The 11,896-nt window shown below is 41.3% G+C and carries 11 protein-coding genes and 1 pseudogene; 1 reads left to right on the top strand and 11 read right to left on the bottom strand.

What is annotated here, in order from left to right:
- The 11 genes and pseudogenes from AX660_RS23260 to AX660_RS02365 all read right to left on the bottom strand — a co-directional run.
- Positions 1-312, bottom strand: a pseudogene (locus AX660_RS23260) (hypothetical protein); the annotation flags it as partial.
- A gap of 479 nt (positions 313-791) precedes the next feature.
- A complete protein-coding gene (gene pheA, locus AX660_RS02410; protein WP_068371929.1) occupies positions 792-1,631 on the bottom strand; it encodes a prephenate dehydratase in 840 nt (279 codons plus the stop codon).
- Positions 1,632-1,748: 117 nt separating this feature from the next.
- On the bottom strand, positions 1,749-2,393 hold the full coding sequence (locus AX660_RS02405) for a DUF2987 domain-containing protein (protein WP_068371926.1): 645 nt from the start codon (positions 2,391-2,393) through the stop codon (positions 1,749-1,751).
- Positions 2,390-3,418 (bottom strand): glucosaminidase domain-containing protein, encoded by a 1,029-nt coding sequence (locus AX660_RS02400; protein ID WP_082768702.1) that lies wholly within the window; start codon positions 3,416-3,418, stop codon positions 2,390-2,392. The genes AX660_RS02405 and AX660_RS02400 overlap by 4 nt, the downstream gene beginning before the upstream one ends.
- On the bottom strand, positions 3,411-4,172 hold the full coding sequence (locus tag AX660_RS02395) for a hypothetical protein (RefSeq protein WP_082768701.1): 762 nt from the start codon (positions 4,170-4,172) through the stop codon (positions 3,411-3,413). Before AX660_RS02395 ends, AX660_RS02400 begins: the two co-directional genes overlap by 8 nt.
- A gap of 52 nt (positions 4,173-4,224) precedes the next feature.
- Positions 4,225-4,869, bottom strand: a complete 645-nt coding sequence (locus AX660_RS02390; protein WP_068371923.1) for a LysE family translocator — start codon at positions 4,867-4,869, stop codon at positions 4,225-4,227.
- Positions 4,870-4,987: 118 nt separating this feature from the next.
- Positions 4,988-5,644: a TetR/AcrR family transcriptional regulator gene (locus AX660_RS02385; RefSeq protein WP_068372091.1), complete on the bottom strand. Its 657-nt coding sequence runs from the start codon at positions 5,642-5,644 to the stop codon at positions 4,988-4,990.
- Positions 5,645-5,658: 14 nt separating this feature from the next.
- Positions 5,659-7,857 carry a malate synthase G gene (locus AX660_RS02380; protein WP_068371920.1) on the bottom strand — a complete coding sequence of 733 codons (2,199 nt, stop codon included), beginning with the start codon at positions 7,855-7,857 and terminating at the stop codon, positions 5,659-5,661.
- Positions 7,858-7,913: 56 nt separating this feature from the next.
- Positions 7,914-8,417: an ureidoglycolate lyase gene (locus tag AX660_RS02375; RefSeq protein ID WP_068371918.1), complete on the bottom strand. Its 504-nt coding sequence runs from the start codon at positions 8,415-8,417 to the stop codon at positions 7,914-7,916.
- Between the two features lie 29 nt (positions 8,418-8,446).
- The gene (alc, locus tag AX660_RS02370; protein WP_082768700.1) at positions 8,447-9,496 is read right to left on the bottom strand and encodes an allantoicase; all 1,050 of its coding nucleotides are present in this window, start codon (positions 9,494-9,496) and stop codon (positions 8,447-8,449) included.
- Between the two features lie 148 nt (positions 9,497-9,644).
- Positions 9,645-10,625 (bottom strand): NAD(P)H-quinone oxidoreductase, encoded by a 981-nt coding sequence (locus AX660_RS02365; protein WP_068371915.1) that lies wholly within the window; start codon positions 10,623-10,625, stop codon positions 9,645-9,647.
- 74 nt (positions 10,626-10,699) lie between these two features.
- Here AX660_RS02365 and AX660_RS02360 point away from each other — a divergent pair, with 74 nt between their 5' ends.
- Positions 10,700-11,887 carry a class I SAM-dependent rRNA methyltransferase gene (locus AX660_RS02360; protein ID WP_068371912.1) on the top strand — a complete coding sequence of 396 codons (1,188 nt, stop codon included), beginning with the start codon at positions 10,700-10,702 and terminating at the stop codon, positions 11,885-11,887.
- Positions 11,888-11,896: the final 9 nt, after the last annotated feature.

Raw genomic sequence — 11,896 nt, 5'->3', positions numbered from 1 at the left:
GCAAGCGCCGGCATAGCAAGGGGGAGCTGGAGCTTCTGAGTTGGAGCTGTATACATTATTACTATATTTACTTTGGCCGCTGTTAGGTATAACTAATTTTGCTGAACGATCTAAATCAAAAGTATGAGAGGTGAGTATGTCACTTTCGTTTTTCCAAACAACGAGAGTGGCTTTTTCTAATATTTTATTGTGGAAAACTTTAGTGCAAACGCTTGATTCGCATAATGGCAGATTTTGCTCTTCCGCCTGTAGGCTAGGAAAATAAATTAAGCTAAATAGAATAATAGAAAATTTATAAAAATGATTTTTCATCGTTAACGTCCTTATTGTTGTCAGCATGATTGCTTTTTTCAGAATATCTCCGGTAATTTTTTTGCAATATGTTATAGCAAAACAAGGTAATTATTCCTCCCTTTAATTAAGGGACTTATAAAGCTTATCGAGACCCATCATAAAATTTTAAGGTCGCAGAAAGCTAGCTCTTCCGCTCGACACCAACTTGCCCGATTTCGAGTTCAACTTGTCAAATGACCAGACAGAATGTCAGGGCAAGGCGCGGTGAGCTCAGGAACGCGCTCTCCTCGCTGGTTTGATCAACAAGTTGGGCTTAAATTGGAATAGTAAGCTGATTGGAGAGCGGGCCTTTTTGCGGCTGTTGGGAAAAAGTATGGTTGGGCGGCACGGACGCCGTCTGAAAAACGCAATGAATTGCGGTGTGCGCATCACATAATCTTTGTCGCAAAGTGATAAGTGAGCGCAGCGCATACCCTTTCACGTAACGACTTCGCCGCTTAGGATTGGGCGTTTAACTTGGGATAAGAGCCTAGTACTTTGACTTTACAGTTAACTTTGATCTCGGCCAGTGCTAAGGCAATAACCTTATCTTCAATATGACCATCAAAATCGATAAAGAAATGGTATTTACCAAAGGTTTGGCGGGTTGGGCGCGACATAATTGAGGTTAGGTTAATTTTACGACTGGAGAACGACAGCAGTACTTCACCCAAAAATCCTGGATGGTCGTTTTCGTCCATCACTATCACACTGGTTTTGTAATCTGTGTTAGCTTGTTTGGCAGCTAAGGTATGGTCTTTGGAAAACACTAAAAAACGGGTTTCGTTATTTTTGTAGTCGTTGATATCTTCCAATACCAATGGGAAATCACCAAACTGCACGGCATTTGAGGGTACTATGGCGGCATAGTTACCCTGCCCTTGTTGCACATGTACCAGCGATTCAATATTGCTTTCGGTGCTTTCGACTTCGACATTGTGTAGTGAGCCAATAAATTCCGAACATTGGCCTTTGGCGACAAACTGCACAAATAGGTGTTTAATGTCCTGTTTTAGCCTTGAATTACTGACTAAGGAGAAACGGATAGGTAACCTAATCTCAGCCATGATGAATAAGTCGGCATCCAGTAGATGGTCGAGCACCAGTGAGATAAACCCTTCAGAAAAGTTTTCTACCGGTAATATGCCAATTTCACAACTATGACCCACTGCATTCAACGCCAGTTTAATTGAATCAAAATATTCAATTTCGTGGCTCAGATTTTGCGCGGCAATATATTTTTGGCTGGCAGTATCTGAAAAGGTGCCCTTGGGGCCTAAAGTGGCAATTTTTTTCATGTCGTGAGCTAAGTATCCAAGAATAAAAACGCGGGGGAATTTACCTTATTTGTTGCGTGAAAGAAATCGCACAGCGGCTTAAAGCTTGTATTTCAAGCATTTATCTGTGTTTTCTGGCTATTTTTTAACGATAGCGGTTATGCGTAACGGTTTTTCAGTAAAAACAAGTTCATGGGACATCGTCTTCAACCACTCATTGTTTAAACTAATTTCATTACCAGCAATGACGACTCCAGCCTGTTTACTAACTATTTGTGGAGGCTGAGAAAATACCAATTTCAGACCGTTTGTAGTGGGCATCAAAAATGCTAAAAAACTCCCCATATCAGCAAAAAATTCTTGGTATTGAGCATTCAGCAAGGCTAAATCTGCCACGCTATAAGTAGAATTTAGATACTCCGCTTTTGTTTCTAACTGCACCGACATATCACACTGGTTATTGGGCTCTGTAAGCTCAATTGATACAACAGCCTTAGCCATATTTAAGGCTTTTTCAGTAGGTAGAGTAAAACGATAGTCACTATTTATCTCTATAGGTAAGGTGACTTTTTGGGTGACAAGTTGTGCTTTATTGATTTGGCACAGTTTAGCTTCTTGGACTTTTTTAAAACCAAAAGAAAACTGTAAAGCGCTGAGATCTTCTTTATCAATTTTTTTTAAATGATTATAGAAACTCGAGTATTCAAGCTCTAACTGGCCAGCGTAAGCAGCCTGAACCAATACTGCCTGCCCTAATATAGCGAAAAATAATAATGACTTCATGCATTCAAATTCATATGTTTACGGTTTACTCGGATCATGCTTAATATCTCATCAATGTATTCTTGCCCACGAATAGAATAGCTCTGTAAGCCCTGAGCCAAAGCTTCAGCGGTAATCGGACGGTTTTTAGCTCTAAGGTTAGCTCTAATATCGCGCAAGTCAGCATAGGCATAATGACGATTTAAATTACGTATATAGGTATTCACTGCGTGGGACAAATTTCGAAATTTAGCAACTTCGTGCACTTCATCATCGTTACGTTCATTAGGTACAAAACCACAGCCCTTTCTGAAACACCATAATCCAAAAAAATTGTAACCATCTTGCGCAAATCGCGAAGTCCCCCAAGCCGATTCATTGGCCGCTTGCACTAAAATTAAGGCAGGTGGAATGATATCTACTCGTCTGGTCAATTCACGTAATAAAGCATGAGTTGATTCTTCATCCACCAGTTGATACTTTTTTGCTAACCTATCCAATATGTCGCGATGTTTTGGGGTTAAAACTGGCGTTTGTGAATACTGGCTTGAGAGGGCCAATACTATCTCACGCTCACGTAAGACTATACTGTTTTGGCGCCTAATCTCAGGCAATAAATAGGCAAAAAATTTCTTTTTCTTTTCTGTTATATCCGCGATTTCGCCGAAACTTGGCACAACTTTACTCGCGTATTCAAGGGGCGGAATATCCATATGTTCCAAACTGATAATGTCATCAGTCTGCTCATCATCATCAATTGTACTTTGTTCAAACTTTAGGGTAAGTAATACAAATGCAGCGATAAAACCTAATAGAACAAGCAGACTAAATCTTATACGTTTAGGTTTATCTTTACTTTTATACCCAGCTTTTTGCTCAACCTTAGATTTATTCTGTTTATGCTCAGCTTTATGTTTATTGTGTTTGTGCTTGGGTTTAGGCTCGGTTTTATGCTTAGTGTGTTTATGCCCAGCCTTATGCTCGACCTTAGGTTTACTCTGTTTATGCTCAGCTTTATGTTTGCTGTGCTTGTGGTCATCATGCATGAAAGATAGAGTCTCGCTGATTGTGTTGACCGTCTGCTGCTACCAATACCACTTTTATGCCAAATAGTTCGCGGTATAACACGCCTTTAAAATTAAAATAGAAAGGGATTATCCAGATATAGGCAAATCCAAATGTAAACATGCCCAGCACAAATAGAATACAAATAGCCACATAAAACACACTGAGTTGTGACCAGTAGCGATTAAATACCTTGAGCGATTGCAAAATAGCTTGGCTGGGTGGCAATTGTTTTTCAATGTATAACATCATGGAAAAGCCGGTGGCTAGTCCCAAATAAATCCCCGGTAATAAAAACAAAGCAAAACCCAGATCCACTAAAACAGACACTAACAAAGCTAATAAAATGACCAAAGCTGAGTTGATAACCTTCTTTAATACTAAGGAAAAGCTCGGCTTTTCGCCCACACTATGAGAAATGCCTATCATCAACATGGCCGCAACAAAGGGGGCGGTTAAGATGGTTAGGCAAATTTGCATAATTAAACGAGTTTTAGGTGGAGCTGTAGCCCAATCTTCAATACCAAAAAGTTGCTGCATGCCAGAAACCAGTAGTAAACCCAACAAAACTATAATCATGGCTCCTTGTAACAAACCACCTTTCCCCGATTGTGTCAGTGCCCACGCCTCTTTTGCCAGTGCGCGTAAGTCAAGCTTGACCTTACCTTGCAGGCTTGCTTCAACACTACCACCTAGTGTATGAAATTCGTCTTGTTTCACTTTATCTTCTTTCAAGCAATAACCTTAATTGGATCCAAACTTTTCATCTTTGTCATATGCGGGTAAATCACTCTGGGATCGCCAATTTGACTGCTAATAAAATCAATATCGCGCCCATAAAACGATCAAACCAATAACCTTTACTTTGTAAAAACACTCGCACCTTTGTTGAGCTTAAGCAGTACGACAAAATACAAAACCATAAAGCAGTAGCGGCAGCCAAATAAAGTCCATATAACAGTTTTATACTGTTAGGGGTTTGTGCTGAAACTGCTACGGCAAACACCGACAAAAAAAACAAAGTGGCTTTAGGATTAAGTCCGTTAGTTAAAAATCCGACCCAGAAGGCTTTTTTATCGCTGACAGTATTGCTGGCAGCGGAATCAGGATTAAGATCAACAGCTTGGTTGGGTTTACTGCGTATCGCCCCCCATCCTAGGTACAACAAATACGCTGCGGCAGCATAACTCAACACCTGAAATAGACCGGGCGTAGTTTGGATCAACAAACCTATTCCCAACAAAGAATAAGCTACGTGTACAAGTATACCTAAGCCAATACCAATACTGGTAATCATCGCCGCACGGCGACCAAAACTGACACTATGTTTAAGTACTACCGCAAAATCAGGTCCTGGGCTGGCTACCGCTAATAGATGTACTCCAGCAATAGTTAAGAATTCCATACTGTACTGGGATAAATTTTCGAACATCACGGACTCTACAAGCATTTAGATTTTAAAAAAGGCGCTACTATAACACTAGCTTGGCCATAATGGTGCCTAGTTAGTGGTATGACTCGTTATTACTTATGTATGAAGGCAGCGCTATTTACTCTGGTAAACCATCAGCATGTTTCGCGGGTTTCACCCCACAGCCTTTTAATACTATGGTGGTGATGGAGTTAACAATAGCCTCAAAGCTTTGTTCATCCATGGTTTGTTTATCCAAAGCAGCCAGGACTTGCACACTAAAATCGGCATAATGTTGAGTCGCCCCCCAAATTAAAAACAACAGATGGTGAGGGTTGATATCATCTATTAAGCCTTGTTTAATCCAAAATTGAATAACATCAACCTTGGTTTGCACCCACACTTTAAAGTCGCTCGACAGATAATCATTTAATATAGGTGCTCCATGAATTATCTCACTTGCAAAAATGCGAGATGCATCAGGATCATCACGGGAATACATCACTTTTGAGCGAATATAACTGGACAATGCAGTATGTGGATCATCTTCGATATTGAGTGAATCAAATTTTGAATTCCAAATGCTAATAATGCTGCTGAGTAACTCTTGGTACAACTCCAACTTGTTGGCAAAATAATAATGAATATTAGCCCGAGGGATATTGGCACGTTCAGCAATGCGTTTGATGGATGCACCTTTAAAACCGAAGGTAACAAACTCTTTTTTGGCTGCATCAAGAATGAGAGCTTTATTCTTTTTACGAATATCGCCACCCTCTATCTTTTTTTCTAGCATAATAATCTTTGCCATTACATGGCTAAACTTTTTTTCAGTTCGTTCCGCTTTTTATGTAACAAAGGCTCAGTATAACCACTTGGTTGCAGCTCACCTTGGAAGATAAGATCAACCGCCGCCTGAAAAGCTAGGCTGCCATCAAAGTTAGGTGCCATGGCAATGTAAGAACTGTCTTGCGCATTTTGCGCATCCACCACCACCGCCATACGTTTTAAGGTTTGCATGACTTGATCGACACTTAGAAGGCCATGATGTAACCAGTTGCAAATATGTTGACTGGAAATCCGCAAGGTCGCTCTGTCTTCCATGCGCCCTACATTATTAATATCTGGCACTTTTGAGCAACCTACTCCTTGGTTGACCCAACGCACCACATAGCCCAACAAACCTTGTACATTGTTATCTAACTCTTCTTGTCGCTCTTGCTCAGGCAAATCCACACTATTTTTAAGCAAAGGAATGGTTAACAAAGCATGTAGTTGTGAGTCATCATCGTTTGAACGAGCCTCAGCCAACATAAGATCTTGTACCTTTGACACATTAACCTGGTGGTAATGCATGACATGTAAGGTGGCAGCTGTTGGCGATGGTACCCATGCACATGACGCACCTGACTTTGGATGGCCTATTTTAGCTTTTAGCATGGCAGCCATTTCATCAGGTGTGGCCCACATGCCTTTGCCTATTTGCGCCTTACCTTTGAGGCCTGCTTTTAAACCTATCATGACATTTCTGTTTTCATAGGCCGAAATCCATTGCTCGTTTTTCATCAGTTCTTTACGAACCATGGGGCCAGCCAACATGCTGGTATGAATTTCATCCCCTGTTCTATCTAAAAATCCAGTATTAATAAAAGCAACTCGTGCGCTCGCGGCGCGAATACATTCTTTAAGATTGGCTGAGGTTCTGCGCTCTTCATCCATAATGCCCATCTTGATGGTATTTTGTTTAAGCCCGTAATTGCTTTCAATGCGGCTAAATAAATCGTTAGTAAATTGCACTTCTTCAGGACCGTGCATTTTAGGTTTCACGATATAGATACTGCCCTGTTTTGAGTTCACATATTTACTTGTGCCTTGTAAATCATGGAGCCCAATTAAGGATGTGACCAAGGCATCAACAATGCCTTCCGGCACCTCTTCATTTGCGGCCGTTAATATAGCGTCAGTTGTCATTAGATGACCTACATTACGGATAAACAGTAGGCTACGACCAGGTAAACTGATGGTTTCACCCGTTGCTTTGCTATAAGTACGGTCAGGATTAAGTGTTCTGGTGCTGGTTTTACCATTTTTGTGAATGGTTTCCGCCAAGGTCCCTTTCATTAGCCCTAGCCAATTGGCGTACACAGCGGTTTTATCCATAGCATCAACCGCAGCAATGGAATCTTCACAATCTTGAATGGTGCTCAAAGCGGATTCTAAAACTAGGTCTTTTATGCCTGCTGCATCGGTTTGCCCGATGGCATGATTTTTATCAATTTGAATTTCAATATGTAGGCCATTATTAACACATAAAATGGCACTTGGAGCCTCAATACCACCCCTAAACCCTACAAATTGCTGTAGGTTTTTTAAGGTCACCAGAGTGCCGGTATTTAATTCAATAATAAGTGTTTGGTTTTCGATCTTATAGTTAACTGCAGCGTGATGACTGCCTTGTGCGAGAGGCAAAGCTAGGTCTAAAAAATCACGGGCATAAGATTGGACTTTTTTACCACGCAGCGGATCATATGCAACTGATGTAGACTTACTATTAGGCTCATCCTTAATGACGTCAGAGCCATAAAGAGCATCATACAAACTACCCCATCTGGCATTCGCGGCGTTTAGCGCAAATCGGGCATTCATCAAAGGTACAACCAATTGTGGCCCCGCCAACAAGGCAACTTCTGCATCTACGTTTTCAGTGGTAATGTGAAAATCACTTTGTTCAGGCAACAAATAGCCAATATCGGTTAAAAACTGCAGATACTTATCTTGTGAAAAAGGCTTATTCGATTCATCGCCATGCCACTCGTCGATTTTTGTTTGTAAGTGGTCTCTGGTGTTTAACAGTGTTTTGTTACGAGGAATAAACTCATTAAGTACATCAGCGACGGTTTGCCAAAAATCTGCTTGCTTGACTGCCAAACCTGGCAGTACCTCATTGTTGATTAAGCTATGCAGGCATTCTGCAATTTCATAGCCATGTTCATTAATTCGTTTAATCATTGTGTTTCCTGTAAGTTTTCAATTTACTCGATAAAGGTAGAGTTATGCTGCTGGTTTTACTGTTTAGCGATGACAAGCGTTCCATCCAAATGGATCACATCGCAGTTATCTCCTGCCCCGCCACGATCCACCACTAAAAAATCACTGACTTGGTGTAAGGCCAAACAGTAATGATGCCATGTGCCTTTATGGTAATTTACCCCTTGCTTTGCAGAGGCCAAAAACACTTCAATGTTGGCAATTTGCAACTCACCTTTAGGCGCAACAACCACTAAATAAGGTTGTTGCCCCAAAGGAATAAAAGCTTGGCTCGATAATGGATGACGTTCCATCATCTTGATGCTCACAGGCTGGGGTAATGGTGTGGAGCGAAAGATATTAATCAAAGTCCGACCATTTTGTTCATTCACGTCCACTTGAGCTAAGTCGTGATAACGCTGAGTAAATCCATCGTTGATCGTGAAGTTTTTAGCCTGCTCATTTACTTCGATCACATCTCCAAACTGAGCAAAATTTTCCTGCGTCAGTATTGTAGGGCTTATCTGTTTTTTATTATTCATCAAGCCATTGTCCCTGTTTTAGCCAAGTGCTATTTACGTTTACCCAATACTCGCAGTCTAGAAATACCACCATCTGGGTATATGCTTAACTTAACGTGAGTAAAATGTTGTGTCTTAGCGGCAGTTATTTCATTAATAAACAAGTGTTCGCGATGGGCATGCAACTTAGTTTGCGGAATAATAGTTTGCCAAGCCAATTTGGCATTTGAGGCATCAAAATCATCGCTATCACTACAGAGCCCTTCTAACTTAAAGGTGTCAGGATAATTTCCTTTAAAATGGCAGGTATCAACTATCACTTTCTCAACACTACCTTGTGCCGCTAATTTAACGATGGACCAATCTGGACCTGGGTCACGACGACGTTTTGTTTCCCAGCCATCTCCCATATCTTTGCCACGCCCAGGCATGATCAGATTGTTTTTGTCACTGAAAAACATGTCACTGACTAACAAGGCTTTTGCACCGTTTTTAATGGATGCTAAATCAATCAATTCACCTTCAACAAAATTGTCCCAGTTGACATCGGCCTCTCCGTAGACCCGAAAACGTGCGATGCCACCATCGGGGAACATATTCAAACGTACATGGGTCCAGGTTTGAGGATTGGTTATCTCGAAAATATTTTGGCTATGGGCATCAACTTTACTTTCGGCTAAAACAATTTGCCAAACAGTATCCGCATTAGGATGTTCGTTACTGACACAGGCTTCAACCGAGACCGTTTGTGGGGCATTACCACGAAAATAATTGGTATCAATATCAAATCCACGGATCACACCATTGATACCCAATTTAATAATACACCAGTCAAATTCACGGCCATTGGCTCTGCCATAACTGCGACGAGATTCCCAACCATCCATCCACTTACCACGCTCAGTGTATTTATGATCAATAAAAATACTGCGGCCAGGTTTAAGTAAGTTTTCCATTTCCGCAAAAAAATCATCACTACAAGCTAAGGTTTCACCACCAACACGTTCACTGACTAAATCGACAAAATAGGTCTTTAGTTTCAATTCTAGCTCAGCGCTTTTGCCCGTTAATTTGTTTTGTTGTTGGGTATTCTCAATCATTAAATATTCCTAATTTGCCATGTGATGGTGTTAGATCTGAGGTGTATCTATTAAATAGTAAAAGGCAGTAAACTGTTATTGCACAAAAACCTGACACAAGTGCCAAGTAATTAGTGTAATGGAATATTTAAGTGCTGCATACGCCATATCACCAATAACACACCAATTTCCCCATATTAAGATTGTTTTCCATACGTCCATGAGCTTGTGCTATTTCACTTGCTGAATAGCTTGCATCGATAACCGCTTTAAGTTGGCCACTGTCGAGCTTAGCCCAGCAATCTCGCTCAAAGGCAAGTGTTAACGCTGTTTTGTAAGCATCGGATCTATTACGTAAAGTGGAAGCTTTTATGGTTGCTCTTTTACCCAGCATCAAAGCCATATCGAGGTTTTCTACATAACGACCACCTAACATAGCGAGTTGAACAATACAGCCATCACGATTTAAAACTGCCAAGTTACGATTAACATAAGCCCCACCCACAAAATCAATTATTAAGTCAATGGGCTGTGGTGTTTGCGATTTTAAGACCTCAACAAAATCGACTTCTATGTAATTAATTCTTAGGTCTGCTCCGTAGAGCAGACAGACAGCTAATTTTTCTGCACTTGACGCCGTCACCACCACTTTACAATTAGCTTGTTTGGCTAGCTGAATGGCCGCCAGCCCTACTCCACTGGCACCAGCGTGGATTAACACTGAGCTCCTTTCCTGTAACTGATATTCAACAAACATCGCTTGATAAGCTGTCAAAAAACATTCAGCAAGCGCCGCACCTTGTATATAGTCCATTGATGCAGGCAAAGGCAGTAGATGACTAGCATGTACAGCAACATATTCTGCATAGGCACCACCGGCGACCAATCCAAAAACCTTATCTCCCACTTTAAAGCGTGTCGCCAAGCCAGCCGAAATCTCTATAATCTCCCCTGCTATCTCCAGACCTAAAATAGGGCTTTCGCCATCGGGTGCTGGATATTTTCCCGCGCGTTGTAACAAGTCAGCCCGATTAATACCAAAGGCCCCTACTTTAACCAGTACTTGCCCTTGTATCAGTCGCGGCATGGCCGTTTCGCTGATAGCGAGTTCTTGAGCGCTGCAGCCTGGGGTAAAATCAATAAATCGCATTTAATTACCTTATTTGGTGTAGGTTAGAGACAACCTTAGGTACAATTCAAAAAATTTTCAGAATTAACCACTTTATGACTTCTAGCGTTATTTTACAGCCCGAAAGAGAAAAATCTTTATTACGCCGCCATCCTTGGATATTTAGCCGTGCCATCGAAAAACAAGTAGGTCGTCTAAATTCAGGCGATACCGTCGATGTATTCAGTTCAGAAGGACAATTTCTTGGTCGCGGAGCTTGGTCACCAGAATCACAAATTCAGATCAGAATATGGACCTTCGATGAAAAAGAAGTTGTAGATAATGGTTTTTTTCAACGCCGTATTGCCCGTGCTCAACAAGGTCGTTTAGATATTATTGAACGTCATGGCCTAACGGGCTATCGCTTGATTGCGGCAGAATCAGATGGCTTACCTGGTGTAACCATCGATCGTTATGACAATGTATTTGTTTGCCAATTATTGTCGGCAGGTGCTGAAAAACATCGGGACAAAATAGTTTGGGCCCTGCTTAAAGAATTCCCCGAAGCAGTAATCTACGAGCGTAGTGACGTTTCGGTACGCAAAAAAGAAGGCCTCGAAGAGCTCATGCAAACCTTGCATGGCGAGGTACCTGATGAAGTGGTGATTGAAGAAAACGGCGTCAAAATTATCGTTAATGTAAAACAAGGCCACAAAACCGGTTTTTATCTGGATCAACGTGATAACCGCGCCATTGCCGCTAAATATGCAAAAAATAAAACCGTGCTTAACTGTTTTTGTTACACCGGCACTTTTGGCAGTTACGCTTTAGCCGCCGGTGCCACTCATGTCACTAATATGGACGTATCGGATTTGGCGCTGGAAACAGCTAAACGTAATGTCGAAATCAATGAACTAGACCTCAGTAAATGTGATTTTGTGAATGCCGATGTATTTCAAGCCTTACGTGACTACAAACAAGAAGGGCGCAAATTCGAGCAAATTATCTTAGATCCACCTAAGTTTATTGAGTCTAAAAACTCCCTAGTTAGGGGGTGTAGAGGTTATAAAGACATTAATATGTTAGCCATGCAGATCATAGAACCTGGCGGAATTTTGTGTACCTTTAGCTGTTCTGGCTTGTTGTCAGCAGAGTTATTTCAAAAAGTGGTGGCGGATGCGGCTTTAGATGCAGGTCGAGAAGTACAATTTATTGAGCGTCTTGGACAAGCTGCGGATCACCCGGTTGCATCAGCCTATCCTGAAGGATTCTATTTGAAGGGTTTGGTTTGTAGAGTTTGGTAAAATAGTGTT

Origin of the sequence: Paraglaciecola hydrolytica (genome assembly GCF_001565895.1) — a bacterium.
Lineage (GTDB): Bacteria > Pseudomonadota > Gammaproteobacteria > Enterobacterales > Alteromonadaceae > Paraglaciecola > Paraglaciecola hydrolytica.
This window is presented reverse-complemented; position numbering and strand designations above follow the sequence as displayed.